Origin of the sequence: Salinimicrobium sediminilitoris, from assembly GCF_020866905.1 — a bacterium.
In the GTDB taxonomy this organism is placed as follows: Bacteria; Bacteroidota; Bacteroidia; order Flavobacteriales; family Flavobacteriaceae; genus Salinimicrobium; species Salinimicrobium sediminilitoris.
In genome coordinates this window covers 1-25,940 of record NZ_JAIVCC010000016.1, presented here as the reverse complement: position 1 = coordinate 25,940, position 25,940 = coordinate 1, and the positions used below count along the sequence as shown (strand labels likewise).

Sequence of the window (25,940 nt, the reverse complement as noted above, 5' to 3'; positions counted from 1 at the left end):
TTTAATCGTATAAATCCTACCTTTGTAGAAAACAATTTTTATTGGAAGCTATAGAAAGACATGCGGTTTCATTAGACTGGATTACCCTGTTACTGGTCTTGGTTCTTGGCCTGCTGGTTGTTGCCAAATATGCTTTTACTCAACGTTTTGCACATTTTAGCATGCTTTTCGCGACAGACAAGTACCTTCTTCTAAAAGGAAAGGACCCCAACCTCTTTCATCCCTTTAACGTGCTCCTGTTTGCAGTCAATGTCATTTCTGCCGGACTTTTTATTTTTATATTCTACATATCTTTTACAGAAGGGTACCCAGATAGACCGCTGGTAGTATTTCTAAGAATAATTACTGCCTATACCACTTTTGTTCTGCTTAAATTTTCTCTTGAAAAGATACTGGCAGATGTTATATCGGTCAACAACAAAATGAACTATTACCTTTTTTATAAATTAAGTTACCGAAACTTTACGGCCCTGGTACTGCTCCCAATAAGCGTTTTCTTTTTATACAGCTGGGAACCAACCAAGCTGGTGCTGTACATAGTACTAGGCCTCATTTTAATTTTGAATTTGATCACTCTGCTGAGTGTTTTTACCAAAAACCGACAATATATTTCAAGCAATTGGTTTTATTTTATTTTGTATCTTTGCGCTCTCGAAATTGGCCCCTATTATATTTTATATAAGCTGGTTACCAAGTTCCAGGGTCAATAAAAAAAATGTATATGAAAGTGAAAACAATTTTGGTTTCTCAACCAGAACCGAAGGTTGAAAATTCTCCTTATTTTGATCTTGAAGAAAAACAGAAAGTAAAAATAGATTTTATTCCGTTTATCCACGTTGAAGGGGTTTCTTCAAAGGATGTAAGACAACAAAAGGTTGACCTTTCAAATTACACCGCTATAATACTCACCAGCCGTAACTCTGTGGATCATTTCTTTAGAATAGCTGAAGAAATGAGGTTTAAGGTACCCGATACACTTAAGTACTTTTGCCAGAGTGAGGCAGTAGCCTATTACCTACAGAAGTATGTGGTTTACCGCAAGCGGAAGATTTACGTGGGAAAAAGAACCTTTGCTGAATTATCCCCACTTATTAAAAAGTATAAGAACGAAAAGTTCCTTTTGCCTTCTTCAGACATGCTGAAGCCGGATGTACCAAAGACCCTAAATAAACTTGGGGTAGATTGGAAAAAAGCGGTTTTCTATAAAACAGTAGTGAGTGACCTCTCCCATTTAAGAGAGGTTTTTTACGACATCCTGGTTTTCTTTAGTCCTAGCGGAATTAAATCTCTTTTTGAGAATTTCCCCGACTTTGAACAAAAGGATACTAAAATTGCCGTTTTTGGAAATACTACGGTTAAGGCAGCCAAAGATCACGGACTGGTAGTAAACATCCAGGCTCCCACCCCCGAAACACCTTCAATGACTATGGCCCTTGAGAAATATATCAAGGAACAAAATAAGAAGGCTCATTAGAGCCTTTAGATTATATAAGAAATAAAAAAACCGGCAAGTTGCCGGTTTTTTTATTTCTGTTCGCTCAGTTTTAAACTTTGGGAGCACCTGAAAGTATCTCTTCATTAGCCTGTTTTTCGAATTTTTCAAAATTCTGCTGAAAAGAAGTGGCAAGCTGATCTGCCTTTTTATCATAGGCTTCTTTGTCTTTCCACGTGTTACGGGGATTCAGTACCTCAGAAGGTACATTTTGACATTCCACCGGCATCTGTAGTCCAAAAACAGGATGCTCTACAAATTCTACATTCTCCAGTTTACCTTCCAGTGCAGAGGAGATCATTTCCCTTGTATAGCGTAATTTCATCCTGGAACCTACTCCAAAAGGTCCGCCGGTCCATCCTGTATTAACAAGCCAAACGTTTACGTTATTTTCCTTCATCTTTGCACTTAACATCTCGGCATATTTTGTTGGGTGCAATGGCATAAAAGGAGCTCCAAAACACGCAGAGAAACTTGGAATAGGCTCATCAACCCCCGCCTCTGTTCCGGCTACTTTAGCAGTGTATCCACTTATAAAATGATATGCGGCCTGTCCTGGGGTCAACTTACTTATTGGAGGCAATACCCCAAAAGCATCTGCTGTAAGGAAGAAAATATTCTTTGGATTTTCTCCAATAGATGGCTCCTGAATATTGTCAATGTGGTGTATAGGATAACTTACCCTTGTATTTTGAGTAACATCTGTATTTTCAAAATCTACGTCTCCATTCTCATCCAGCACTACGTTTTCCAGGATAGCTCCCGGCTTGATAGCCCTGAAAATATCGGGTTCATTTTCTTCAGTAAGGTTTATGACTTTTGCATAACATCCTCCTTCAAAATTAAACACGCGGTTTTCTTTGGTCCACCCGTGCTCATCATCTCCTATCAGTTTTCTTTCTGGATCTGCAGAAAGTGTTGTTTTCCCTGTTCCCGAAAGACCAAAGAAAATAGCAGTATCTCCTTCCTCTCCAACATTGGCAGAACAATGCATTGGTAAAGTATTTTTATCTACAGGAAGAATAAAGTTAAGGGCAGAGAAAATTCCTTTTTTAATCTCTCCCGTATATCCTGTCCCTCCAATAAGGGCAATTTTCTTTGTGAAGTTTAAAATCGCAAAATTATGTTGTCTCGTGCCATCAACCTCGGGATCGGCCATAAAACCGGGAGCGTTGACTACAAGCCAGTCTTCCTTGAAATTTTCAAGCTCACTTTCCTCTGGCCTAAGGAACATATTGTATGCGAAGAGATTTGACCATGGATATTCATTAACTACTCTAATATTAAGTCGGTAGTCATCATCTGAACAGGCATAGGAATCTCTGGCGAACACTTCCTTTCCTGAAAGATATTTGGTCACTTTTTCATAAAGTGCATCAAATTTTTCAGGATCAAAAGGGATATTTATGTTTCCCCACCAAACTTTATCTTTGGTGATATCATCTTCCACAATAAAACGGTCTTTAGGAGACCTTCCGGTAAATTCGCCGGTGTTCACAGCCAGTGCTCCCGAAGAAGCTTCTACTCCCTGTCCTTTTTCAATTGTGATCTCATGTAGCTCCTTTGGAGAGAGTTGGTAATGAACTTCAGCATTGCTAATACCATATTGCTCCAGCGCAATCGTTTTCGTAATTCGTTTTTTAGCCAACATAAAAAGTTTAGTTGAGTGTTTTGTTTAGGTCAACAAAAGTAGAAAAACTTGGAAACAAACAGCAGGAGCTATTTTCTTTTATTTCTTTTTTAACTTAAAAAAGCTAATTAGTAACACTATCCATGCGAATATCATCAATAATCCTCCTAAGGGTGTTATGAGGGCAATCACTGTAAAATCAAATGAAGTTAGGCTATTAGTGGCCAGAAGGTAGATTGAACCCGAAAAAAAGAAAACGCCAAAAAGTGTTAAATAGAAGCAAATTCTTTTAACTTTTTCAGAAGCAACAGGCAAACCTCCTAAAAAAAGCAGGAAGAGAGCATGATACATTTGATATCTCACACCCGTTTCAAAGGTTTGCATTTTTTCAACCGACAGGATCGGCTTTAGACCGTGAGCAGCAAAAGCCCCCAAGACTATTGCGATAATTCCAAAAATTGCACCCCAGATCAACAAACTCTTATTCATACTATATTTTTAAAGACGCCACCAATTAATTACATTCGTTGTCCAAACAAACAACAAACAAAGCCAAAGTTAAGCCTTATGCGCAAAATTCTCATTATTGGTGCGGGTAAATCTACCTCTGTACTTATCGAATACTTATTGAAAAAATCGGAAACCGAAAATCTGGAGATTACTATAGGAGATATGGTGGTTGAAAGTGCCCGGAAGCTAGTCGGGAAACACCCAAGAGCAAGGGCGATAGAACTTGACGTTTTCAAAAAGGAAGAAAGGGAAGCGGCAGTTAAAGATGCAGATATCGTCATCTCAATGCTCCCTGCCAGATTTCACATTGAGGTAGCGAAAGATTGCCTCAGCTTTGGGAAAAATATGGTAACTGCCTCATATATAAGTGAGGAGATGCAGCAGCTGGATGGTGCTGTTAAAAAGAAAGGCCTGGTCTTTATGAACGAAATAGGGGTGGATCCGGGTATTGATCATATGAGCGCTATGCAGGTAATTGACAGGATTAGAGAACAGGGAGGAAAAATACTGCTCTTTGAATCCTTCACAGGTGGATTGGTAGCTCCCGAAAGTGATACCAACCTGTGGAATTATAAATTCACCTGGAATCCGAGAAACGTGGTGGTAGCAGGACAGGGTGGTGTTGCGAAGTTCCTGCAGGAAGGGAAGTTTAAATACATCCCGTATAATCGTCTATTTAGAAGAACCGAATTCATTGAGGTACAGGACTATGGTAAATTTGAAGTCTATGCCAATCGTAATTCTCTTAAATACAAGAGCATCTATGGACTGGACGATGTCCTTACCCTCTACCGCGGAACTATAAGAAGAGTAGGCTTCAGCCGGGCCTGGAATATGTTTGTGCAGCTGGGAATGACAGATGACGGTTACACCATGGAAAATTCAGCAGACATGAGCTATAGGGATTTTGTGAATTCGTTTCTCCCCTATTCTCCTACAGATTCTGTGGAATTAAAATTCAGACATAACCTTAAGATCGACCAGGATGATATCATGTGGGACAAACTTCTCGAGCTGGATATTTTTAACTCAGATAAAAAAGTGGGTCTTAAAAATGCAACCCCGGCAGAGATCCTTCAGAAGATATTGATGGAAAAATGGTCACTTTCTCCAGAGGACAAAGATATGATCGTCATGTACCACAAGTTTGGTTATGAGATCAACGGCGAGAAGAAGCAGATAGATTCAACTATGGTAAATATTGGGCAGGATCAAACACTCACAGCCATGGCCCGCACAGTAGGATTACCTGTTGCCATAGCAGCATTAAAGATCCTGAATGGTACGATTTCCACTCCGGGAGTACAACTCCCTATCACCAATGAAGTGTATGATCCTATTTTGAAGGAGCTCGCACAAAACGGAATTGTCTTTAAGGAAGAAGAAAAAGAGTATCTGGGCTATAACCCTTTTGGAGAGGTAGGAAATTGATCCTTAGCAGTTTTTGAGATGATCTTGATCAGCTTCACCTGTTTTAGGGTTATTTTTATTTGGAACAAATATAGATAAGGTGTAGTTTTGTCCTTAGAATGAACCTGCTGTACAAATCATATTATTTCGCCACCTATCAATGTGACCAAAGCCGCAGCTTTTGCATTGACTTTGGTCACAAACAGGTAAAGCTGAGTTTTTGCCAGTTACTTGCCATAAGGCAAAAAGTACAGGCCATAGATGTTTCATCTCACTTCGACAAGGACTTAAACTACAGCGGGATCGAGATCCTCACCCTTTGCAACCGGGAGCATCTTTTCGTTTTTGACACACTCCAGATCATTGATCTTCAACGACTTTTACGTGCTACTTTCGGAGTCCTTGAAATCAATTCTCTCGTAACCTATTAGGTTATATCTATTTAAATTAAATATAAATTTTCTCTCTGTTTGAGAGGTGTTCTTTCTTTTACGTATTTTTAGAAAAAGAATATATTTATGAAAGACATAGTAAGACAAAAAATAGGAATAAATGTAGATGTAATGGACCTGCTCAATGAGCAGATCGCTAAAGAGGCACATTCCTCTTCGGTCTACCTGGCCATGGCTTCCTGGTGTGATCACAACGGTTTAATGTACAGCGCTGAGTTCTTGTATAAACAAGCGGCAGAAGAGCGGGAGCATATGCTCAAGATCTTCAAGTTCATTAATGATAATGGTGGAACTGCTTATTCTCCCGAAATAAACAACATCACCCATGAATATAATTCACTTCAGGATATATTTGAAACTGCATTAGACCAGGAGATCGAGGTCACTAAATCCATCCATAAGATCGTTACCAGATGCCGGAAAGTACAGGATTATGGATCCGAAAATTTCCTGCAATGGTTTATTACCGAACAAATGGAAGAAGAGAACAAATTCCGCAGGATCCTTGAAATGTTCGATCTAATGGGTACAGACGGGATAGCCCTTAAGCTCATTGACGAACGCATCAAAAACGAATAGCTCATACAGGGTTTTTATACTAAAAAAGGACGCCACTGGCGTCCTTTTTTGTTGTTTTATGTTTTGTATTTAATCTCTTCCCAAATATATACTCACAAAGTATAACAAGGTTGCAAGAGAACCAATAGCAGCAACCACGTAAGTACGGGCAGCCCACTTAAGAGAATCCTCAGCCGCTTTGTGCTCCTGAGAATTCAACATATTACCTGTCTCAAGCCACACCAAAGCCCTTTTACTAGCGTCATATTCTACCGGAAGGGTTATAAAACTGAATAGAGTACCCATTGCATACATAATTATACCAACCAGAAGTACTGTTTGGCCTATCCCCACAGATACCATTGTCATTAAAATCAAACCACCAAAGATCGCCCACTGCGAAAATTTAGAGGCTACGCTTACCACCGGCACAAGTTGACTTCTCATCTGTAACCAGCTATAGGCATTGGCGTGCTGTATTGCATGCCCACACTCATGTGCTGCAACCGCTGCCGCAGCAGCATTGCGCTGAGTATAAACTGCTTCACTCAAATTCACTGTCTTTTTTGAGGGATTATAATGATCTGTCAACTGCCCTGGAGTAGAGATCACTTTCACATCATTAATTCCATTATCCCGAAGCATTTTTTCAGCGATCTCGCGGCCACTCATGCCATTTTGAAGATGCACTTTTGAGTAATGCTTAAATTTACTCTTCAATTTATTGCTAACATAAAGACTCACTAAAAAGATAAGTCCTGCAATGATATAATATCCCATCATAGTTTTAAAGGTTGTTTTATTGAAAGTCTAATAACAAAAATTCGGCCAAATTACATTTTTTCTCAGAGCTGCAGTTTTGTCCTATTCCGCTGCTGCTGCGGCTTTAGAAAAAATCTTTAGCCAACAATATTTACGATCTTGCCCGGCACCACAATTACCTTTTTAGGTTCCCTGCCATTCAATTGCTGCTGAGTCTTTTCGTGGGCCAAAACCGTCTTCTCGATCTCCTCCTTACTCATATCTAAAGGTAGTTCAAGAGTAAAACGCATTTTCCCGTTAAAGGAGACAGGATATTCTTTTGAGCTTTCGACCAGGAACTTCTCTTCATATTCGGGATAGCTGGCAGTTGTAACCGAGGTGTCATGTCCAAGTTTCTGCCATAGCTCTTCGGCAATATGTGGCGCATAAGGCGCAATAAGTACCGCAAGCGGTTCCAGAACCTCTCTAAAATAGCATTTTTGAGCCGCCAATTCATTAACACAGATCATAAATGTACTTACTGAAGTATTAAAGCTGAAGTTTTCAATATCTTCTGTCACCTTTTTGATCGTCTTATGAAGTGTTTTAAGAGAATCGGCTGATGCTTTCTCATCACTTAGCCTGAAGTTGTTGTCCTCGTCATGGTAAAGCTTCCATAGTTTTTTCAGGAAATTGTGCACTCCGGTGATTCCGGCAGTGTTCCAAGGTTTAGCCTGTTCAAGTGGCCCCAGAAACATCTCGTACATCCTTAAAGTATCTGCCCCATAATCTTCACAAATGTCATCTGGATTAACAACATTGTATTTGGACTTGGACATTTTTTCAACCTCTCGGCCTACTAAATATTTTCCATCCTCGGTAATGAACTCAGCTTCGGCAAATTCTGGCCGCCATTTTTTAAATGCTTCAATATCCAGTTCATCTGAAGAATTAACCATAGAAACATCGGCATGAATTGGCTGCACATTATGAGCTCCAGAAAGGCTTTTTGAAACAAACTTGTTTTCCCCCTCCAGTCTGTAAACAAATGCACTTGTTCCCAGGATCATTCCCTGGTTGATCAATTTTTTAAAAGGTTCTTCCACAGTAAGGAAACCACGATCTTTCAAAAACTTAGTCCAGAACCTGGAATATAAAAGGTGTCCCGTTGCGTGTTCGCTTCCTCCTATGTACAAATCTACATTTTCCCAATATTGCTGAGCTGCTTCAGAAACAAACCGCTCCTCATTGTGAGGATCCATGTACCGGAATAAATACCAGGAGCTTCCTGCCCAACCCGGCATCGTATTAAGTTCAAGGGGGAATATTGTCTTGTGATCGATCCTGGCATTTTCAACTACTTCATTCTTTTCTGTATCCCATGCCCAGGTTGTTGCATTTCCTAATGGTGGTTCGCCGGTTTCTGTTGGTAGATATTTTTCTACCTCCGGGAGACGAAGCGGCAAATGCTCTTTTTCGATCATCTGGGGAAGACCGTCAACGTAATATACCGGGAATGGCTCTCCCCAATATCTCTGTCTGCTAAAAACAGCATCTCTTAATCTATAATTGGTCCTGCCTTTCCCCTGCCCAATCTTCTCCAGCTCTAAAATGGCTTTTTGGAGGGCTGCTTTATATTCCAGCCCGTCGAGGAATTCTGAATTCGCTATCACAGTTCCTTCCTTGCCTGCAAATGCTTCCTGGGAAATATCTACATTTTCAAATATATTCCTGATTGGCAGATCAAAATGTTTTGCAAACTCATAATCCCTCTGGTCTCCACAAGGTACTGCCATTACAGCGCCCGTACCATATCCTGCCAAAACATAATCTCCAATCCAAATTGGAACCGGTTCTCGGGTAAAAGGATGTTCGGCGTAAGCTCCGGTAAAAACACCACTTATGGTTTTTACATCGGCCATTCTTTCACGCTCACTGCGCCTGGCTGTTGCTTCAATGTAAGCCTCCACCTGTTCTTTATATTCGGGAGTAGTGATCTTCGCAACCAACTCATGCTCGGGAGCAAGAGTCATAAATGTAACTCCGTAGATCGTATCGGGTCTTGTCGTGAACACGGGAACCTTGAACTTTGAACCTTGAACTTTGAACTCAACAAGAGCTCCCACAGATTTTCCGATCCAGTTGCGCTGACTCTCCTTCAAACTTTCAGTCCAGTCGATATCTTTTAAACCCTGTAGAAGTCTTTCGGAATAAGCCGAGATCCTCATGCTCCATTGGGTCATTTTCTTCCTTAATACAGGATACCCACCTCTTTCAGAAACGCCATTTACAATTTCATCGTTGGCCAGTACTGTTCCCAGCTGTGGGCACCAGTTAACCTCAGTTTCGGCCAGGTAAGTAAGGCGGTATTTGAGTAGGATTCTTTGTTTTTCTTCTGAAGAAAAGCTATTCCATTGTGATATAGAAAACTGTTCCACATCATCATCACAGGCTGCATTTACGCCGCTGTTCCCTTCCGCAGAAAAGATCTCCTCCAGTTGAGATATAGGTCTTGCTTTTCCAGCATCATGATCATACCAGGAATCGAATAATTGGATAAAGATCCACTGTGTCCATTTGTAGTAATCCGGCTCGCTGGTACGCACCTCGCGGCTCCAGTCAAACGAAAATCCTATCTGGTCAAGCTGCTCCCTGTAGCGGTTGATGTTTGCCTCCGTAGTAAGCGCAGGATGCTGCCCGGTCTGGATCGCATATTGCTCCGCAGGTAAGCCAAAACTGTCATATCCCTGGGGATGAAGCACGTTAAAACCCTTATGCCTCTTGTAGCGGGCATAGATATCACTGGCAATGTAACCCAGGGGATGACCCACATGCAACCCCGCTCCCGAAGGATAAGGGAACATGTCCAGCACGTAATATTTTAGTTTATCAGAATTATTTTCAGCCTTGAAAGTCTGGTTTTTGGCCCAGTACTCCTGCCACTTTTTTTCAATTTGGTTGAAGTTGTACCTCATTTTAATGATTCAGCGTCACGTTATTACAGCTCCCTGAAACCTTCAGGGAAGCGCAAAAATACGGTTAATGTACGAAAGTGAAAAGTTTGGACGTTTTAAAGAAAGGGATCGATTTACTTTCTTATTTTTACACAAATTTACGCAGCCGCCCATGAGCTCATCTTTTGAAAAGTATCAAAAAAGACGTCTTATTTCCTCTTATTTTTCAGTCGTGATCAGTATTGCACTGGTCCTTTTTTTACTTGGCTTACTGGGGCTTTTGGTGCTCAACACCAAAAAGATAGCCGATCATTTTAAAGAGCAGATCGCCCTGACCATTTATCTAAAGGATACAGCCAAGGAGGTGGAGATCACACAGCTGAACAAAAGTCTGGCTTTAGCCGAATACACCAAATCCACTACCTATGTGACCAAAGAAGAAGCTGCCGAGGCTCACAGCAAGGAAATTGGAGAGGATTTTATGGAGTTCCTGGGTTACAATCCCCTGCAGAATTCAATTGATGTATATTTTAAGGCAGATTATATAAGCTCTGGAGAAATCGATACCATAGCTCAGGAATTGACTGCCAAAAATTTTATTGATGAAGTAGTTTATGATAAACCGCTTATTTCCCTGCTTAATGAAAATGTTACCAAAATTAGCTTTTGGATCCTTGCCATAAGCGCGATATTTACGTTTATAGCAGTGCTGTTGATCAACAGCTCAATAAGGCTTTCGGTATATTCCAAGAGATTTATTATTAAGACCATGCAAATGGTAGGGGCTACAAAAAGGTTTATTAGAAAACCTTTTATCCTGAAGAGTGTAAAACTTGGAATGATAGGAGCTTTTATTGCTTTAATTGGAATGGCTATCGTACTTTATTATATGAACAAAAGCTTCCCCGAGCTGGAACTTTTAAATGATGTCTCCCTTTTGGCTGCTCTTTTCATTGGAGTTTTTCTCATGGGGATAATAATTACCTGGTTAAGCACCTTTTTTGCCACGCAACGTTTCCTCAACCTAAAGACGGACGAATTGTATTATTAATTAGGTAAATTAAAAATGTTATTTTTGACTCCTGTTAAAAAAACATCCTAAGTCCATGGCTGGAAAAGTGGCTAAAAATAAAAGAACCAATGAAGAAGAGTAATAAGCCTTTACACAAGCAGGATCTCAATTTTGTTTTTGAGAAGAAGAACTACATTGTAATGGGTATTGGTTTAGCTGTTATTGCCCTTGGATTTATTCTTATGGCCGGCGGTGGAAGCGATGACCCCAATGTGTTTAATCCCGAGATCTACAATTTTAGAAGAATACGTCTTGCACCTGCATTAGTACTCATTGGTTTTGCAATTGAAGTTTACGCCATACTTCTCAACCCCCGAAAATAAGAATGGAAATTATCGATGCCGTGTTCCTTGGAATTATCCAGGGACTTACTGAATTTTTACCTGTTTCTTCCAGCGGTCACCTGGAAATTGGAAAAGCCCTTCTTGGTGACAACAGTATCCCCGAAGAATCTCTTATGATCACCGTGGTGTTGCACTTTGCAACAGCTTTAAGTACCATTGTGGTTTTTAGAAAAGATGTAGCAGAGATCTTTCGCGGCCTGTTTTCTTTCCAATGGAATGATGAAGCCAAATTTTCTGTAAAGATTATTCTTTCCATGATCCCTGCGGTCATTATAGGATTAATGTTTGAAGAAGAACTCGAAGCTCTTTTTGGTGGGGACTTAACTTTTGTGGGCTTTATGCTTTTGATCACTTCCCTGTTATTGTGGTTGGCCGATCGCGCAAAAAATACCGGAAAACCCGTAAGTTATATGGATAGTGTGGTAATTGGAGTGGCGCAGGCCATAGCAATTTTGCCCGGGATTTCCAGAAGTGGAGCTACCATTTCAACATCTGTTCTACTTGGAAACGACAAGGGAAAAGCAGCCCGTTTTTCATTCCTAATGGTAGTACCACTAATTTTAGGAAAGATCGCCAAAGATCTTTTAAGTGGAGACCTCACCGATACCACTATTGATCCCATGCCTCTCTTGGCAGGATTTATTGCCGCTTTCATCGCGGGCTATGCGGCCTGTAAATGGATGATTGCCCTCGTACGCAAGAGTAAATTATCTTATTTTGCCGTTTACTGCTTTATCGTGGGAGCAATAGCGATCACTTATGAATATTATTTTGCAGCATAAATAAATGACTGAAGAAGAATTTAAAGCCGGACAGATCCTTTTATTCGATAAGCCACTGGAATGGACCTCTTTCCAACTGGTGAATAAGGTGAGATGGCTTATAAAGAGGAACTTCAGGATAAAAAAGATCAAAGTTGGCCACGCGGGAACTTTAGATCCGCTGGCTTCAGGGTTACTTATCCTTTGTACCGGGAAATCCACCAAGTTAATTGAAAGCCTTCAGGGGCAGAAAAAAGAATACACCGGAACTTTCACTCTTGGTGCTACTACTCCTTCTTATGATATGGAGACTGAAGTTGATGAAACCTTCCCTACAGAGCACCTTACTTCCGAAGGAATTCATGAAGCAACAAAGGCATTTTTGGGAGATATTCAGCAACGGCCACCGGTTTTTTCAGCTTTAAAGAAAGACGGAAAAAGACTGTACGAGTACGCCCGAAATGGGGAAGAAGTCGAGATCCCTACCCGTACTGTGAACATTTCAGAATTTGAGATCACAAAGATTGAGCTTCCAAAAGTGCATTTTAGAGTGGTATGCAGCAAAGGAACCTACATTCGCAGTCTGGCTTTCGATTTTGGATCCCAACTAAACACCGGCGCGTATCTTTCCTCTCTGCGCCGCACCCGCATTGGAGAATATAAAGTTGAAAATGCCTTAACAGTCGATTCGTTTGTAAATGAGTATCTTTCCCCGGAGGAAGAAACTTAAAAAATGAATTTTTTCGACCGACATAAGGCACTGATCATTACCACCCTTATCTTTTCGATCTTGATCTTGTCCATGTACAACATCAATATCTCAAACGAATCGAAAAAGATTCGGGAGACGCTTATTGAGCTTAATGAATTGCGTCCCCTACCTGCTCCCCAAGAAGAGCAGCCCCAGCCCGAGGAACCCGAACCGGCCGAACCTCAACGTCCCGGTCCAACGGTAAAAACACACCAGGCCTTTAATCAAAATCAGGAAGAGAGTCAAAGAAACCTGGAGTCAAGGCTCGATGAAATTTTTGAAAAAAATTCCGCACAACAGGAAGCTTCAGAAGAAGAATCTGCTGAAGATTCAAAAGGGGAGATTGCATTGAGCAACAGCAGGGAACAGGAGAGGAAAAAAGCTTCCGAAGGAGATAATGCCAGTAAAGATACTTCTGTCAAACAGGGAAGTATGAGAAACAGCTCCATTGCATTTTCCCTTCGGGGCAGGTCGGCCATAGATATTCCCAACCCAATTTACACCTGCGATACTCCGGGTAGGGTCGTGGTGAATATTACGGTAAATGCTACGGGAGACGTGGTGAAAACATCAATTAATAAGAATGCATCTACCACCAGTAATGAATGTCTGACAAACATGGCACTGGAGTATGCTGCCAGTGCCAAATTTTCAAAGCTTCCCGGGAGAAATTCTCAACCGGGGACTATAACCTATAATTTTCAGAATTAATGGAAGAAAAGATCCGCTGCGGCTGGTGCGTGGGTGATCCACTCTACGAAGCCTATCACGACCGGGAATGGGGTATACCATTAAAAGATGACGCCGCAATTTTCGAATTTTTGATCCTGGAGACATTCCAGGCGGGATTGAGCTGGATCACCATTCTTCGGAAAAGGGAAAATTTCAGGAAAGCTTTTGACAACTTTGATTATCAAAAGATGGCAAATTATCCCGAATCAAAAATTGACGAACTCATGCAGGACAGCGGCATTATAAGAAATGGTGCAAAAATTCGTGCAGCCGTAACCAATGCCCGGGCTTTTATAATGGTGCAGGAGGAATTCGGTAGTTTTTCTGAATACATCTGGAGCTTTGTCGATGGCAGCCCTGTACAGAATGACTGGAATCACTTAAAAGAGGTGCCGGCTACCACTCCCGTTAGTGAAGCTTTGAGCAAAGACCTTAAAAAGAGAGGATTTAAATTCGTAGGCCCCACTGTGGTTTACGCCCATATGCAGGCCACCGGAATGGTCAATGACCATATAAAAAACTGTTTTAGAAATCCTGAAATTAAAGAGCTGGACCAACGAAAATAATCAGGTTCCAAAAAAGGCATTTTTGGATCTTCCTTTTTTCATCCCGCTCTTCTGACCCAAAATCTCTCTTCTAAAATTTTAATTTAAAAATTGTAGTACAACTGAAACGATAAGAAAACACCCAGGGTCTTTTTTGACAATAGACTTCCTTAGCAGAGCCTTTCTCCAGCTTTAATCCAAATATTTAAGGAAAACGCTTCTGGGAATTTCCCCGGCACCCAGGCTGGCAAGATGTGGAGTATACATTTGGCAGTCTATTAACCTTACCCCTCCCTTTTCAAGTTCCTTTACAAGATGTATAAAACCGTATTTTGAAGCATTGCTCACTTTTGCGAACATACTTTCCCCGCAAAAGATTCTCTTTTCCTTTAAATAGATCCCGTAAAGTCCGCCCACCAGTTTATTTTCCTGCCAAACTTCCACTGAGGTTGCAAAACCTTTTTTATGAAGAGAGAGGTAGGCCTGCTTCATTTCGGGTGTTATCCAGGTGCCTTGCTGTCCCGCTCTTGAAATCTTTGCACAGTTGTCAACTACTTCAGAAAAAGCTGAATTATAAGTGACTTCAAAAGCATTTTTTTTTAAGAGTTGTTTCATGCTTTTAGAGACCTTCAGGTTCTCCGGAAATAACACCATCCTTGGATCGGGACTCCACCAAAGGATTGGCTGATCCTCTTCATACCAGGGGAAGATTCCGCGGGAATAAGCTGCCAGAAGTCTTTCGGGAGAAAGGTCGCCTCCATAAGCCAGCAAACCTTCTGCTGTGGCTTCTCTAACTGAAGGAAATTCGTCTTGTGGTTTTAAGAATTTCAAGATTGCAGGTCTTTTTCAGAAGTAAAAATAAAACAATTTAATGGCTCACGTTAACTTCCATTTTTCAGAAAAGCAAAAACCCCAATTCTTCAGAAAAGGGGTTTTTATTATCTATTGCGGATCCACCTAGAATGGCAAATCGTCGTAATCTTCGTCATTAAGATTATTGGCAGGCTCAAATTGATCTGCCGGTGGTACAGGAGCTCCTCCCTGTCCCTGACTTTGAGCTGCAAGATTTTCTATTCTCCATCCCTGGATCGAATTGAAATATTTTGTTTCTCCCTGTGGATTCACCCACTCACGCCCACGAAGGTTCACCCCAATCTTCACAGGCTGCCCTACAGCGTAGTTATTTAAAAGATCACATTTGTCCTGTACGAACTCGACAAGAATGTGTTGTGGATACTGCTCCTCTGTTGTAACCACCACTTCTCTCTTCCTAAACCCATTACTCCCGAAGGTTTGGGTTTGTCCAATCATTTTAATTTTTCCTTGTACTTCCATATCACACGTTTTTTGCTAATAATATTTTCCAGGCTGTCGCTGGATCGTCTTTTTCTAAATATTCTTTTGCTCTGGAATGCACTTTTTGCTCATCCCCTTCTTTTATCAATTCCGAAAGTTGAGAGTTTCCATTCATGAATTCCTCAACTTCCCGGGCATTTGGCAACCGCTCTACATTTCCTAATTTTCCAAGATCGTTCCCTGTTAAATATTTGCTGTTGCGAACCTCATCGGTAATGGCATCAATACCAATCCCAAGAGTTTGTAACGGCTTAGGAACCTCGAACATTCCGGGAGTGGCACGGGTGTACCAGTTGCCTCCCATCCTGGCTACCAGGTCAATTTTATGCTGGTCAATATAGCCATTTTCATCTAAAATATCTTCCCGAATATGCATTTTTAGCACCTCGCAAATTACAAGGTTTCCGGCGCCACCTTCACTTCCGGTCTCCACGATTTCATTTATCCTGCATTCAAATTGCACCGGAGATTCTTTTACTCTAAAAGGCTTTACAACTTCAGATTCAAGCATAGTAAGACCGGCTTTGACAAACTCATTGACACCCTCGTCATACTCTGTACTTGAAAGGGAAACCTGCTGAACAAGATCATAATTCACCACGTTGATCACTACCTCCCCCGTAGCTTTAGAATTGTTGTAAGTGTGCTTCACCGTGTTGTCTCTTCCCCTGCGGGCGGGAGAAAAAATAAGAATTGGCGGATTCGCACCAAAAACATTAAAAAAGCTGAAAGGTGACAAATTCGGTCTTCCCTGTGCATCTATTGTGCTTGCAAAAGCAATAGGCCGCGGTCCTACAGCACCAAGCAAATATTGGTGCAATTTTGGAACCGGTATTTCTTTAGGATCTATGGTAAGCATAATCTGGATTTTGGCAAAGGTAACGAAACACGCCAAGAGATGAAAAAGGGACTGCACAATAATAATCTACCTAAAACGCTTATATTTAAACGCAATTAAAGCCCTGCCTTCATGAGGTTTTCAGATAAACGAAACTTTCGCCGCTGGTTCATCATCGTTTCTTCCCTTATTATTGTAAGTCTTATAGTTTGGAATACTGTCGCTTTTTTTCAACGTATTAAGGAAGAAGAGCGGGTGAAGATGGATATTTGGGCCTCTGCACAGGTTTATCTCGACCAGGTAGATACAGATACCGGTCTTGACCTCCACCTGAAGATCCTCAACAGCAATTCCAGCATTCCAACCATTTTGGTCGACGAGAATGGCAGGATCAAAGATGCCATGAATATTCCCGAGGGGATCATGGCAAACGAAGAAAGACTTCAGGAGTATTTGCAGTCTCTTAAAGGCACAAATAAACCCATAGAAATGGATCTGGGAGAAGGCCGGGTGAACCAGGTGTACTACGGAGACTCTCCTATGCTCACCAAATTAAAATATTATCCCCTGGCGCTTATCCTTATCATCATACTTTTCATTGCGGTGATCTACTTTTTCTACAGGACCACCAAAAGCAGTGAACAAAACAAGCTTTGGGCAGGAATGGCAAAAGAGACCGCACATCAAATTGGAACCCCTCTATCGTCTCTTATAGGATGGACAGAAATTTTAAAAGTTGAAAAGGTAAATCCTGCTTACATCACAGAAATTGAAAAAGATGTGGATCGACTGCAAACCATTACGGAAAGGTTCTCCAAAATAGGATCTGCTCCCACACTTGAACCTGAAGACATAGTAGAAAAAACCCGAAATTCATTTGATTACCTCAAAGCAAGAAGTTCAAAGCTCATTAAATTTAAGCTGGATCTCCCTGAAGAAAATATCCCCGTAAATATGAACGCCCAGCTCTACAGCTGGACCATAGAAAATCTGGTTAAAAACGCCATTGATGCTATGAAGGGAAAAGGAGATTTGGAGATCAAGCTGAAGCAGGATTCCAAGAATGTCTATATCCTCATAAGTGACACCGGAAAAGGTATTCCAAGGAGTAAATTCAAACAGATCTTTGAACCCGGTTTCACCACCAAAAAGAGAGGTTGGGGATTAGGTTTGTCCCTGTCCAAAAGGATCATTGAGAAGTACCACCAAGGAAGGATCCGCGTCTTGAAAAGTGAGATCAACAAAGGAACGACTATAGAGATCCTGCTGCAAAAGGCTAAAACTGCTGCATAACTTTCTTTAATTCCGGGGGAATAGGCAGTGCTTTATCTTCAGAAAAATCGAAGAAAACTGCAATATCCCTCCCCTCGGCACATACTTCCCCTTTTTCATTCAGGATCAACTGGTCCAGCCCAAAGCTGCTGTTCTTAATATAAGCCAGTTTTGTCTTCACTGTCGCAGTACCGGGATAAAAGAGAGATTTCTTGAAATCGCAATGTGTAGAAACCAGGATGGCTCCTTTGTTGGATTCTGAAAATATTTTCCCCAGTCCTGTAGCTTCCCAAAAGTTAACCCGACCCGATTGCAAAAACCTTATAAATGTAAGGTTGTTCACGTGCCGGTACATGTCGAGATCACTAAAGTCTATGCGCAGGTCCAATGAAAGTTTATAATCTGAAAATTCCACTAGATACTGGCTTTTATGTCTTCAGCAATCTTTTTGAATTCTTCGTCACTCAGGGAGACACTATTGGCAAAATTCATGTCGCCCATGCTGTTAAGCGGAATAAGATGCACGTGCACATGAGGTACTTCCAGTCCTACTACTGCCATGCCTACACGTTTGCAGGGAACAGCTTTCTCAATTCCTTTTGCTACTTTTCGGGAAAATGCCATGAGCTCCATGTATGTTTCCTCATCCAGGTCAAATATTTTATTAACCTCCTCCTTAGGAATACAAAGAGTGTGGCCTTTGGTATTTGGTCTCACATCAAGAAAGGCCAGAAATTTATCTGTTTCTACAACTTTATAGGCGGGTAATTCCCCGTTAATGATCTTTGTAAATATGGTTGGCATAATTTTATTTTTTGAGTAACAAGTTAAGATTTTCGGCATTAAATGAAAGCATAAAAAAATCCTTTCCGGAAGAAAGGATCTTTAAAATGTTATTTTTGGAAGGTTTTAATCCCGGGTGATCTCCAGGATCTCAAAATTCATGGTTCCCGAAGGCACCTCCACTTCTGCAACATCCCCGACTTTCTTTCCAAGCAATCCTTTTCCTATTGGACTATCTACAGAGATTTTTCCCGATTTAAGATCTGCTTCACTTTGTGCTACTAGTTTATACTTCACTTCTGCCCCGTTGGTAACATTCTTAATTTTTACTGTAGAATGCACCAGGACTTTTGAAGTGTCTAGCTGTGACTCATCAATTAATCTTGCATTGGCATAAATTTCCTCCATCTTCGAAATCTTCATCTCAAGGAGACCCTGGGCCTCTTTTGCTGCATCATACTCGGCATTCTCACTAAGATCTCCTTTGTCCCGGGCCTCGGCAATTGCCTGTGAAGCTTTTGGCCGTTCAACATCCTTTAACTGGTTGAGTTCATCTCTAAGTTTTTTAAGACCTTCTGCAGTATAATATGATACTTTACTCATAACTTCGTCGTTTATATAAATAGAAAAAATCCCATTCGCCGACGGGATTTTACACAAATATACTAAATTAAAATATCCAGTACAATTATAATCCTGTAGCTTTAAAAAAATCACTTATGAAGCGTATTTTGCTGCTTTTGCCCCTCTTTTTCACTATATTAGGATGTTCATCTGATGATGAGATAAATAGAAATCCTTACCTGCCGCACCTCAACTTTTCGGTGCAATTTGACCTTAGCCTCCCCGAATATAATCAGCTCAATTTTCCGGGAAATAAATTTATAACATGTAACTACGGTATCAACGGGATTGTCATCTACAACCTCAACAATGATCAATATCTTGCTTATGAGCTTACCGATCCTAACCATGTGCCACAGCCGTGCTCGGCCCTGGTAGTAAATGGCACAGAAGCAACCTGTTCCTGTGGTGACGGCAATAAGTACACGATCATCACCGGCGAACAAATTGCCGGCACCGGCCAGTATACCTTAAAGCCATACCGGGTTGTTAGATCGGGAAGTGTATTGGAGATTTCGAATTAAAAGAATAAAAAAGGCATTTTTGAGAGGTCTCAAAAATGCCTTTTTTGTAAGGTCTTGCCCCTTAGAATCGTAAGGTCATTCCTGCAAGGAAGTTACGGGTTGCCTGCGGATAGTAGCCTGCACCGTCATAAGTCACTCCATCCCAGTCATAGGTGTAATAGTACCCGTTCGAAACATATTCCTCGCTAAAAATATTGTTGATCAATCCGGTAAATACTACCTCTTTAAAAAGTGGGGCATTTCTCCAGGTGTATTGTATATTAAAGTCATTAACAAAATAATCTTTCAGAAGAGAAGCTTCGTTTTCAAGATTGCTCATATACTGCTCTCCCACATATTTAGAGAGGAATTTTATCTCCAGGCCGTCAACCGGTCGGTATTCCAGAATATTCCCTGCAATGATCTCGGGAGAATAGGAAATATCGGTTTTTCCGAAGCTGCGCAGCTCGCCATCCCAGGAAGCAAACCATTCGTCATTTTTATTACGGCTTATCGCCACATTAGGTCTCCAGCTAAACTTTGGATGTAATCTTACCACCGCATCAAGTTCAAGCCCCAGCCTGTAACTGTTCCCGCTATTTCTTCTGATAGGGGCGCCAACGTCATTCAATTCTCCTGTTAATACCAGCTGATTGTGGTAATCCATGTAATACAGGTTAGAATTAAGCTGAAGAATTCCGGACATAAATCTCCACCCCAGTTCATAATCATTCAATTCCTCTGGTTCAGGACTTCCTGCTTCATAGTCTGACCGATTTGGCTCCCTGTGGGCCCTGGCAAAAGAGAAGTAAAGACGGTTGGCTTCAGAAAACTCGTAAGTTAATCCGGCTTTAGGATTAAAGAAGGTATGATTGTCATCGACAATGAAAGGCACATTTTCTTCTTCAAAACCATTCACTTCATAATTGATCCTTCTTAGCTGCAGGTCTCCATAAAGAGCAAGATCATTGGTAACAGCATAAGTGGTTTTTCCGAAGATATTAAAATCACTCTTTTGAGCCTGGTTCTCGTAGTACCTGTGCAATGGCATACTTGGCGCAAAACGTGTAAATATAACCTCCCCAAAATGGTCTCCTTCATAGTTATTCCAGGCGCCCCCGGCAATTACTTCCAGCCTCTCATTTTCATATTGCAGGTTGAAAGTTGTACCGTAGAAATCGTTAACAAGCCATTTTTGAGTAACTAGATCACTTTCGGTGATCTCTTCTCCGTTTGCAGTAAAGGGCTGTAGATTGTAATCTTCCAGATTTTCTTCTGCCCTGTATGACTCGTAAAATCCCCTTCCGTAAGTGTAGTGAAGAGCAACATTTGAAGACCAGCCATTGCCGTAGCGCTCATTCCATAGAAGCTGGAAATGATCCTGCTTATAATCATCAACATGATTATCGTAAAATTGAAGATTACCTTCGTCATCTTCATAAGCCCCAGCAGGATTAAAACGTCGATCTTCCTTTAATTGATCGGCATCTATTCCATCCCAGGCCTGGTAGGTAACTTCGCTTCCGCCAAAAGTGAGGGCTTTGATAAGGGTAGTTTCGCCTACGTAAGACCCCTGGAAAAAGTAAGATTTCAGGTCCGTTGAGGCCCGGTCGATGTAACCATCACTTTTTATTACTGAAGCTCTTCCGCTAAATTCCCAGTGCTCATCAAAAAGTCCGGTGCTGAATTTCACTGTGTGCTTCCTGGTATTATAGGAACCAAAGCTATTGGCGATCTCGGCTGAAGGTTCATAGCTATACCTGTCCGTCTGAATATTCAAACTCGCTCCAAAAGCGCCGGCTCCGTTTGTAGAAGTTCCCACTCCTCTCTGTAGCTGCAGGTCTTCAACAGAAGATGCAAAATCCCCCAGATTTACCCAAAAAGTACCCTGGCTCTCGGCATCGTTATATGGAACACCGTTGATGGTAACGTTAATTCCGCGGGCTTCGGTACCACGAACGCGAATACTGCTGTAGCCAATTCCGGCTCCGGCATCACTGGTGGTCACCACTCCCGGCATGTACTGCATAAGGCTTGGAATATCCTGCCCCAGGTTGCGGTCCTCGATCTCTTCATTAGACAAATTGCTGTAGGTAATGGGAGAACTGGCGCTAACTCTCACTGCGGAAAGGAAAACCTCATCAAGTACTTCCTCTGCATCGGTCATGTCAACGTTGAGCACCATATCTTCTGAAAGATCGATGCGCACTCGTTTTTTGTTTCCGAAGGAAAAGATGAGATGATGAATTCCCTCCTCAAGCCTGAGAGTGTACTCACCGGCTGCTGAAGTTTGAGAGTACTGCGAGGAACCTTCTACTCTAATAATGGCACCTTCAAGAGGCGTGTCACCACTTGTCACCGTTCCTGATACCTGAAATTCCTGTGAAAAACCACTTGCTGTAGCAAGTAAAAAACTGAAAATTAAGAAAACATGTTTCATTCGTAAAAATAGTTACGAATAAAAGGGGCTGTTATTCCTGATGGTTATAAAATAAAAAATCCTGAAAACCACAATTGGTTCACAGGAGTACAATACTTGCGCGGCGAACTTTTCGCCTATCCCTTGGCAGCATTACCTGCCCAGGTTCCTTGGGTATGATCTCAGCTTCCTCCTGCTTTCACAGGACTTAGCACCCCTTTGAGATGGCGCAAAGGTAATTGCTTTTTTTTGATTTAACCTAATTTTTGAAAGTTTAGGAAAGAAAGCCTTTAAATTTATACTTTCGGAGAAATCATGGCTAAAAAAAAGGCTTCCATAACATTCACGGTATTTGCCGGTTACATTATACTGGCTACTCTAATGGGGTTAGCCGTTTGGTTCATATATCATCAGGTAGAGGGCTACACCAGTTTGACCGAAAGGAGTAATGCCGGAAACCAAAAGCTCCTGCTTGTGGGGGAAGCTGCCACAAAACTTTATGAAGCTGAAAGTCTTAGCAGAAAACTCATTCAAACCGGAAATCTGGACGGGCTGGAAACTTATAACGCTAAAATCGACTCGATAAAATTCAGCCTGGCCTCCCTTCAGAATTTCAGGACCGACAGTTCCCTGGACCGGGAAATAGATAGCATAAACAAACTTCTTAGTCAAAAGACCAAAAATCTGGAAGAACTGCTGGAGCTGCGGGCACGCGGAGAAACAGATAGTTATTATGCACGGGTACTTTCGGAATTACAACGGGTTGATGAAAATTTTGAAAGCCGAAATTACGATCAGCGGTTTAAAGACCTTCAGCCCCACCAGCGGCAACTGCTTATCAAATTGCTGGAATATACAAATGAGCAGAATCCCAATCCCCCCGGGATCACGATAGATTCTTTGGTCAATTCAGTAAAAAGTGTTTTAGGTCAGCTGGAGACTCAGGAGAGGCAGTACCGGATGGAATTGAAAAGACAGGAAGACCAGTTACTGGCCAATGAAATTCAGCTTAATAACAGGTTAAGAACCTTGTTAAGCACTCTGGAAGCCGAGGAAAGAATGGCATCTATGAACCAGGTAGAGGCCTGGCAGGATACTATAGAAGACACCTCAACGACAATTCTCTTCCTGGGAATAGCAAGTTTGCTGGTTATACTAACCTTTGTTTTTCTTGTGGTCAAAGACGTTTCCAGGAGCCAGCAGTACCGGCAGGAACTGGAGGCGGCCAAAACCTATGCCGAATCCCTGCTTTCCAGCCGCGAACAATTTATGAATACGGTTACCCATGATCTCAGATCTCCTTTAAACACGGTTATTGGCTACACGGGGCTACTTGAAAAGAGTGACCTCAACAAATCCCAGAATAGATATCTGCGGCAGCTCAAGCAATCTTCAAATTACCTATTGCGCCTGGTGAACGATTTGCTGGACCTCTCCAGGCTGGAAGCCGGAAAAATGTCTATTGAAGAACTGGCATTTAACCCAAAGAATCTAATCGAAGAAACCGTTGAAAATGCCGTTCCTCCCGAAAAACCGAGAGATGTTGAGGTGACAATAGATATAGCATCTGATTTAGACCGGCCAGTGATCACAGATCCTTTTAGACTAAAACAGATCCTTACTAATCTTGTGAACAACGCCTGCAAATTTACTCCGCAGGGAAGTGTAGAAGTAAAAGCCTGGCTGCGACAGGGCAGAAAAAATCCTGTGCTCTGCATTCAGGTAAAAGATACAGGGATTGGAATCTCAAACGAGCAAAAGGAGAAGGTCTTTGAAGAATTTTCTCAAGAAGACAGCAGCATTGAAAAGCGGTATGGTGGCACCGGGCTGGGCCTTGCTATTAGCAAAAAGCTAACAGATCTTTTGGAAGGAAAAATTAGCTTAGAGAGCGAACCGGGAAAAGGAAGTACTTTTCTTGTTGAAATTCCGGTAGAATATGCTGCATCCAGTGAGCCCGCTCCACCGGCAAAAGCCCTGGCTGTAAAAGATCCTGAAAAAATTTCTGTACTTATAGTAGATGACGAACCGGCCCAATTAGGATTGCTTAAAGAATTGATCCGTAATGCCGGGATGTCCTATCGCACAGCTCAGAATGGGAAAGAAGCCTTAAAAATAATAAAAGCTACCTCCCCACACCTGGTACTTACAGATATTCAAATGCCAAAAATGGACGGTTTTGAACTGCTTCGAAAAATAAGAAAAGATCCTGCCAGGGAGGATCTTCCTGTTATCGCCCTCTCCGGCCAACCCGATGTTAGTGCTGCAGACTATCTAAAAAAGGGATTTAGCGGCAGTCTTTTAAAACCTTATTCCTCCCAGGAGTTGCTGGAGATCATTAGCGATCTCCTGGATCTAAAATTAAAGACTGGTCCCGCACCCACTCCTTCTCCTCTACAACAGCAAAAAGGCTATACTTTATCTGAAATAAAGAATTTTGCAGGAGAAGACCCCGATGCCATGGATGCTATATTAACTGCTTTCATAGAAAGTACAAGGTCAAATCTCCTGGCCCTGGAACTGGCACATCAAAAAGGACAAAAAAAGAAGGTCTCTGCGGTAGCTCATAAAATGCTTCCCATGTTCCGGCAGTTGCAGGTGCCACAAATCATCGAGAAACTTGCTATACTCGAAAACGTCAACGGTGAAGAAAATGAGGACATCAATGTAGCATCTCTTGCAAAAGAAATAAACGAACTTCTGGAAAACCTTCAGGAAGAGATCACAGGTTAATACCGTACTGCTTCAGCTTATTGTACAGGGTTTTCCTGTCAATAGAAAGAAGTTTCGCGGCCTTACTTTTATTTCCGTGGGTTTTTTCAAGCGCATCGAGGATCATTTCCTGCTCATTCTTGTTCTTAAAAAGGCTGTAGTCCTGTTCTTCGGGCTTTTCTTTGGCTGCAACTACTTCCGAAGGTAAACAGGAAGAAGAAATATAATCCCCTTCTGAAAGTAAAACCGCACGTTTCACCACATTTTTCAACTCCCGGAGATTCCCCGGCCAGTTATAATTTTTAAATGCTGTAATTGTCTTTTCTGAAAAACCTGAAATATCTTTTTCTAATTCCTCATTCGCACTGTCAAGGAAATAATTGGCAAAGACCATCAAATCTTCCTTGCGGTCTTTTAGGGGCGGCACCTTTATTGAAAATTCATTAAGCCGGTGATAAAGATCTTCTCTAAAATCACCTTTTTTAACGGCTTCAAAAAGATCTTCATTTGTGGCAGCGATAACCCGGATATTTACGTGAATCTCCTCGTTACTGCCCACAGGTTTAACCTTTCGCTCCTGCAATGCCCGCAGTAACTGTACCTGCAGCTCATAATTAAGGTTTCCTATTTCATCCAGGAAAAGGGTGCCGCCATTTGCTGCCTCAAAATGCCCGGTTTTATTGGTTACGGCACCGGTAAAAGAACCTTTTACGTGTCCAAAAAATTCGCTGGAAGCCAATTCCCGGGGAATAGCCCCACAATCTACGGCCACAAAAGGTGCAGCACTGCGCTTACTTTTTTCGTGAATGCTTTTAGCGATCTGTTCCTTCCCGGTTCCACTTTCACCCATGATAAGCACAGACATATTTGTTGGGGCAACCAGGTCGATATAATTATTTAGTTTGGCCGAAGCCTCACTCCCTCCTTTAATATAATCGTCCTTTTTTACAGAAGTCTCTTTTTTCTTCGTCACAGGTTTCACGCTACCGGGACCTTCCAAAGCATCATTGATCGCTTTCATGATCACCTCGGGATGAAAAGGTTTGGCTATATAATCCAGTGCGCCCTCTTTAATGGCATTGACCGCCATACTAATTTCGGCATAGCTGGTCATCATTATCACTCCCGTTTTATCTCCTTTCTGGTTGACAGCCTGCAGGATCTCGAGACCTTCTTTATCGGGAAGACGAACGTCAGAAATTACTACGTCATACCTGTTTTTGGCCACCAGGTTAAGGGCTTCGGTCGCAGTATATACAGCATCTACCTCACAATCCTTTTTTACCAGGAATGTCTTGAGCATAGTGCAAAATGCTACGTCATCTTCAACTAAAAGAATTTTAGCCATGGGTATTTTTAAATATTGACAAAATTAGAATTTTTAAACCCCTCAGCATCAAAAATAAGCATAAAAAGAGGCTGTCTGAAAAGGCAGCCTTTTTTTTGTATAAATAGGAGGAGCTGCTTATTTTTAGTATATGAGC

Annotated in this window: 26 protein-coding genes; 14 read left to right on the top strand and 12 right to left on the bottom strand. The window is 41.6% G+C overall.

Annotation, left to right across the window (positions count from 1 at the left end):
- Window positions 1-41 precede the first annotated feature (41 nt).
- Together LA313_RS13750 and LA313_RS13745 are read left to right on the top strand one after the other, a co-directional pair.
- Entirely contained in the window at window positions 42-710 is a 669-nt protein-coding gene (locus LA313_RS13750) for a DUF4271 domain-containing protein (RefSeq protein ID WP_228915963.1), read from the top strand.
- Window positions 711-721: 11 nt separating this feature from the next.
- A complete protein-coding gene (locus LA313_RS13745; RefSeq protein ID WP_228915962.1) occupies window positions 722-1,474 on the top strand; it encodes a uroporphyrinogen-III synthase in 753 nt (250 codons plus the stop codon).
- A 70-nt stretch (window positions 1,475-1,544) separates the two neighbouring features.
- Here LA313_RS13745 and pckA read toward each other — a convergent pair whose 3' ends face one another.
- Together pckA and LA313_RS13735 are read right to left on the bottom strand one after the other, a co-directional pair.
- Window positions 1,545-3,143 carry a phosphoenolpyruvate carboxykinase (ATP) gene (gene pckA, locus LA313_RS13740; RefSeq protein ID WP_228915960.1) on the bottom strand — a complete coding sequence of 533 codons (1,599 nt, stop codon included), beginning with the start codon at window positions 3,141-3,143 and terminating at the stop codon, window positions 1,545-1,547.
- A gap of 78 nt (window positions 3,144-3,221) precedes the next feature.
- On the bottom strand, window positions 3,222-3,611 hold the full coding sequence (locus LA313_RS13735; RefSeq protein WP_228915957.1) for a DUF423 domain-containing protein: 390 nt from the start codon (window positions 3,609-3,611) through the stop codon (window positions 3,222-3,224).
- Between the two features lie 78 nt (window positions 3,612-3,689).
- Between LA313_RS13735 and LA313_RS13730 the strand changes: the two genes are divergently transcribed.
- The 3 genes from LA313_RS13730 (at window position 3,690) to LA313_RS13720 (ending at window position 6,073) form a co-directional block, all read left to right on the top strand.
- Window positions 3,690-5,063, top strand: coding sequence for a saccharopine dehydrogenase family protein (locus LA313_RS13730; RefSeq protein WP_228915955.1), 1,374 nt, complete (start codon window positions 3,690-3,692; stop codon window positions 5,061-5,063).
- 98 nt (window positions 5,064-5,161) lie between these two features.
- Complete coding sequence (locus LA313_RS13725; RefSeq protein WP_228915953.1) at window positions 5,162-5,473, top strand: hypothetical protein; 312 nt, start codon at window positions 5,162-5,164, stop codon at window positions 5,471-5,473.
- A gap of 87 nt (window positions 5,474-5,560) precedes the next feature.
- Window positions 5,561-6,073 carry a ferritin gene (locus tag LA313_RS13720; protein ID WP_228915951.1) on the top strand — a complete coding sequence of 171 codons (513 nt, stop codon included), beginning with the start codon at window positions 5,561-5,563 and terminating at the stop codon, window positions 6,071-6,073.
- A gap of 69 nt (window positions 6,074-6,142) precedes the next feature.
- Here the strand turns inward: LA313_RS13720 and LA313_RS13715 are convergent, their stop codons facing one another.
- Together LA313_RS13715 and leuS are read right to left on the bottom strand one after the other, a co-directional pair.
- A complete protein-coding gene (locus LA313_RS13715; protein WP_228915949.1) occupies window positions 6,143-6,835 on the bottom strand; it encodes a zinc metallopeptidase in 693 nt (230 codons plus the stop codon).
- Between the two features lie 116 nt (window positions 6,836-6,951).
- Window positions 6,952-9,768 carry a leucine--tRNA ligase gene (gene leuS / locus LA313_RS13710; RefSeq protein ID WP_228915947.1) on the bottom strand — a complete coding sequence of 939 codons (2,817 nt, stop codon included), beginning with the start codon at window positions 9,766-9,768 and terminating at the stop codon, window positions 6,952-6,954.
- Between the two features lie 151 nt (window positions 9,769-9,919).
- On the opposite strand from leuS, the gene LA313_RS13705 reads away from it, so the two are divergent.
- The 6 genes from LA313_RS13705 to LA313_RS13680 all read left to right on the top strand — a co-directional run bounded on the left by LA313_RS13705 (window position 9,920) and on the right by LA313_RS13680 (window position 13,973).
- Window positions 9,920-10,798: a cell division protein FtsX gene (locus tag LA313_RS13705; protein WP_228916378.1), complete on the top strand. Its 879-nt coding sequence runs from the start codon at window positions 9,920-9,922 to the stop codon at window positions 10,796-10,798.
- A gap of 89 nt (window positions 10,799-10,887) precedes the next feature.
- On the top strand, window positions 10,888-11,142 hold the full coding sequence (locus tag LA313_RS13700) for a DUF3098 domain-containing protein (protein ID WP_228915945.1): 255 nt from the start codon (window positions 10,888-10,890) through the stop codon (window positions 11,140-11,142).
- Between the two features lie 2 nt (window positions 11,143-11,144).
- Window positions 11,145-11,945 carry an undecaprenyl-diphosphate phosphatase gene (locus LA313_RS13695; protein ID WP_228915943.1) on the top strand — a complete coding sequence of 267 codons (801 nt, stop codon included), beginning with the start codon at window positions 11,145-11,147 and terminating at the stop codon, window positions 11,943-11,945.
- Window positions 11,946-11,949: 4 nt separating this feature from the next.
- Window positions 11,950-12,654: a tRNA pseudouridine(55) synthase TruB gene (truB, locus tag LA313_RS13690; RefSeq protein ID WP_228915941.1), complete on the top strand. Its 705-nt coding sequence runs from the start codon at window positions 11,950-11,952 to the stop codon at window positions 12,652-12,654.
- Between the two features lie 3 nt (window positions 12,655-12,657).
- Entirely contained in the window at window positions 12,658-13,386 is a 729-nt protein-coding gene (locus LA313_RS13685) for an energy transducer TonB (RefSeq protein WP_228915939.1), read from the top strand.
- Window positions 13,386-13,973 carry a DNA-3-methyladenine glycosylase I gene (locus LA313_RS13680; protein ID WP_228915937.1) on the top strand — a complete coding sequence of 196 codons (588 nt, stop codon included), beginning with the start codon at window positions 13,386-13,388 and terminating at the stop codon, window positions 13,971-13,973. The genes LA313_RS13685 and LA313_RS13680 overlap by 1 nt, the downstream gene beginning before the upstream one ends.
- Window positions 13,974-14,144: 171 nt before the next feature.
- On the opposite strand, the gene aat is transcribed toward LA313_RS13680, so the two are convergent.
- From aat to LA313_RS13665, 3 genes are all read right to left on the bottom strand, one after another.
- Window positions 14,145-14,783: a leucyl/phenylalanyl-tRNA--protein transferase gene (gene aat / locus LA313_RS13675; protein WP_228915935.1), complete on the bottom strand. Its 639-nt coding sequence runs from the start codon at window positions 14,781-14,783 to the stop codon at window positions 14,145-14,147.
- A gap of 126 nt (window positions 14,784-14,909) precedes the next feature.
- Window positions 14,910-15,287 carry a DUF3127 domain-containing protein gene (locus LA313_RS13670; protein WP_228915934.1) on the bottom strand — a complete coding sequence of 126 codons (378 nt, stop codon included), beginning with the start codon at window positions 15,285-15,287 and terminating at the stop codon, window positions 14,910-14,912.
- 1 nt (window position 15,288) lies between these two features.
- On the bottom strand, window positions 15,289-16,167 hold the full coding sequence (locus LA313_RS13665) for a flavin reductase family protein (protein WP_228915932.1): 879 nt from the start codon (window positions 16,165-16,167) through the stop codon (window positions 15,289-15,291).
- Window positions 16,168-16,278: 111 nt separating this feature from the next.
- On the opposite strand from LA313_RS13665, the gene LA313_RS13660 reads away from it, so the two are divergent.
- Window positions 16,279-17,439 (top strand): sensor histidine kinase, encoded by a 1,161-nt coding sequence (locus tag LA313_RS13660; RefSeq protein WP_228915930.1) that lies wholly within the window; start codon window positions 16,279-16,281, stop codon window positions 17,437-17,439.
- Here the strand turns inward: LA313_RS13660 and LA313_RS13655 are convergent.
- From LA313_RS13655 to greA, 3 genes are all read right to left on the bottom strand, one after another.
- Window positions 17,423-17,833 carry an acyl-CoA thioesterase gene (locus LA313_RS13655; RefSeq protein WP_228915928.1) on the bottom strand — a complete coding sequence of 137 codons (411 nt, stop codon included), beginning with the start codon at window positions 17,831-17,833 and terminating at the stop codon, window positions 17,423-17,425. The genes LA313_RS13660 and LA313_RS13655 overlap by 17 nt on opposite strands.
- A complete protein-coding gene (locus tag LA313_RS13650) occupies window positions 17,833-18,222 on the bottom strand; it encodes an HIT family protein (RefSeq protein ID WP_228915926.1) in 390 nt (129 codons plus the stop codon). Before LA313_RS13650 ends, LA313_RS13655 begins: the two co-directional genes overlap by 1 nt.
- Window positions 18,223-18,327: 105 nt before the next feature.
- Window positions 18,328-18,804: a transcription elongation factor GreA gene (greA, locus tag LA313_RS13645; RefSeq protein WP_228915925.1), complete on the bottom strand. Its 477-nt coding sequence runs from the start codon at window positions 18,802-18,804 to the stop codon at window positions 18,328-18,330.
- A gap of 116 nt (window positions 18,805-18,920) precedes the next feature.
- Between greA and LA313_RS13640 the strand changes: the two genes are divergently transcribed.
- Entirely contained in the window at window positions 18,921-19,349 is a 429-nt protein-coding gene (locus LA313_RS13640) for a Rieske (2Fe-2S) protein (RefSeq protein ID WP_228915923.1), read from the top strand.
- A gap of 61 nt (window positions 19,350-19,410) precedes the next feature.
- Here the strand turns inward: LA313_RS13640 and LA313_RS13635 are convergent, their stop codons facing one another.
- Complete coding sequence (locus tag LA313_RS13635; protein WP_228915921.1) at window positions 19,411-21,768, bottom strand: TonB-dependent receptor; 2,358 nt, start codon at window positions 21,766-21,768, stop codon at window positions 19,411-19,413.
- A gap of 294 nt (window positions 21,769-22,062) precedes the next feature.
- Between LA313_RS13635 and LA313_RS13630 the strand changes: the two genes are divergently transcribed.
- Window positions 22,063-24,477 carry a hybrid sensor histidine kinase/response regulator gene (locus LA313_RS13630; RefSeq protein ID WP_228915919.1) on the top strand — a complete coding sequence of 805 codons (2,415 nt, stop codon included), beginning with the start codon at window positions 22,063-22,065 and terminating at the stop codon, window positions 24,475-24,477.
- Here the strand turns inward: LA313_RS13630 and LA313_RS13625 are convergent.
- The gene (locus LA313_RS13625) at window positions 24,467-25,804 is read right to left on the bottom strand and encodes a sigma-54-dependent transcriptional regulator (protein ID WP_228915917.1); all 1,338 of its coding nucleotides are present in this window, start codon (window positions 25,802-25,804) and stop codon (window positions 24,467-24,469) included. The two genes, LA313_RS13630 and LA313_RS13625, sit on opposite strands and share 11 nt — an antisense overlap.
- Window positions 25,805-25,940: the final 136 nt, after the last annotated feature.

What these genes read in the sequence shown, in the direction of transcription:
- LA313_RS13745 (WP_228915962.1), top strand. Translation starts at nt 722, where the DNA reads ATGAAAGTGAAAACAATTTTGGTTTCTCAACCAGAACCGAAGGTTGAA.
- pckA (WP_228915960.1), bottom strand. Translation starts at nt 3,143, where the DNA reads ATGTTGGCTAAAAAACGAATTACGAAAACGATTGCGCTGGAGCAATAT.
- LA313_RS13735 (WP_228915957.1), bottom strand. Translation starts at nt 3,611, where the DNA reads ATGAATAAGAGTTTGTTGATCTGGGGTGCAATTTTTGGAATTATCGCA.
- LA313_RS13730 (WP_228915955.1), top strand. Translation starts at nt 3,690, where the DNA reads ATGCGCAAAATTCTCATTATTGGTGCGGGTAAATCTACCTCTGTACTT.
- LA313_RS13725 (WP_228915953.1), top strand. Translation starts at nt 5,162, where the DNA reads ATGAACCTGCTGTACAAATCATATTATTTCGCCACCTATCAATGTGAC.
- LA313_RS13720 (WP_228915951.1), top strand. Translation starts at nt 5,561, where the DNA reads ATGAAAGACATAGTAAGACAAAAAATAGGAATAAATGTAGATGTAATG.
- LA313_RS13715 (WP_228915949.1), bottom strand. Translation starts at nt 6,835, where the DNA reads ATGATGGGATATTATATCATTGCAGGACTTATCTTTTTAGTGAGTCTT.
- leuS (WP_228915947.1), bottom strand. Translation starts at nt 9,768, where the DNA reads ATGAGGTACAACTTCAACCAAATTGAAAAAAAGTGGCAGGAGTACTGG.
- LA313_RS13705 (WP_228916378.1), top strand. Translation starts at nt 9,920, where the DNA reads ATGAGCTCATCTTTTGAAAAGTATCAAAAAAGACGTCTTATTTCCTCT.
- LA313_RS13700 (WP_228915945.1), top strand. Translation starts at nt 10,888, where the DNA reads ATGAAGAAGAGTAATAAGCCTTTACACAAGCAGGATCTCAATTTTGTT.
- LA313_RS13695 (WP_228915943.1), top strand. Translation starts at nt 11,145, where the DNA reads ATGGAAATTATCGATGCCGTGTTCCTTGGAATTATCCAGGGACTTACT.
- truB (WP_228915941.1), top strand. Translation starts at nt 11,950, where the DNA reads ATGACTGAAGAAGAATTTAAAGCCGGACAGATCCTTTTATTCGATAAG.
- LA313_RS13685 (WP_228915939.1), top strand. Translation starts at nt 12,658, where the DNA reads ATGAATTTTTTCGACCGACATAAGGCACTGATCATTACCACCCTTATC.
- LA313_RS13680 (WP_228915937.1), top strand. Translation starts at nt 13,386, where the DNA reads ATGGAAGAAAAGATCCGCTGCGGCTGGTGCGTGGGTGATCCACTCTAC.
- LA313_RS13670 (WP_228915934.1), bottom strand. Translation starts at nt 15,287, where the DNA reads ATGGAAGTACAAGGAAAAATTAAAATGATTGGACAAACCCAAACCTTC.
- LA313_RS13665 (WP_228915932.1), bottom strand. Translation starts at nt 16,167, where the DNA reads ATGCTTACCATAGATCCTAAAGAAATACCGGTTCCAAAATTGCACCAA.
- LA313_RS13660 (WP_228915930.1), top strand. Translation starts at nt 16,279, where the DNA reads ATGAGGTTTTCAGATAAACGAAACTTTCGCCGCTGGTTCATCATCGTT.
- LA313_RS13650 (WP_228915926.1), bottom strand. Translation starts at nt 18,222, where the DNA reads ATGCCAACCATATTTACAAAGATCATTAACGGGGAATTACCCGCCTAT.
- greA (WP_228915925.1), bottom strand. Translation starts at nt 18,804, where the DNA reads ATGAGTAAAGTATCATATTATACTGCAGAAGGTCTTAAAAAACTTAGA.
- LA313_RS13640 (WP_228915923.1), top strand. Translation starts at nt 18,921, where the DNA reads ATGAAGCGTATTTTGCTGCTTTTGCCCCTCTTTTTCACTATATTAGGA.
- LA313_RS13635 (WP_228915921.1), bottom strand. Translation starts at nt 21,768, where the DNA reads ATGAAACATGTTTTCTTAATTTTCAGTTTTTTACTTGCTACAGCAAGT.
- LA313_RS13630 (WP_228915919.1), top strand. Translation starts at nt 22,063, where the DNA reads ATGGCTAAAAAAAAGGCTTCCATAACATTCACGGTATTTGCCGGTTAC.
- LA313_RS13625 (WP_228915917.1), bottom strand. Translation starts at nt 25,804, where the DNA reads ATGGCTAAAATTCTTTTAGTTGAAGATGACGTAGCATTTTGCACTATG.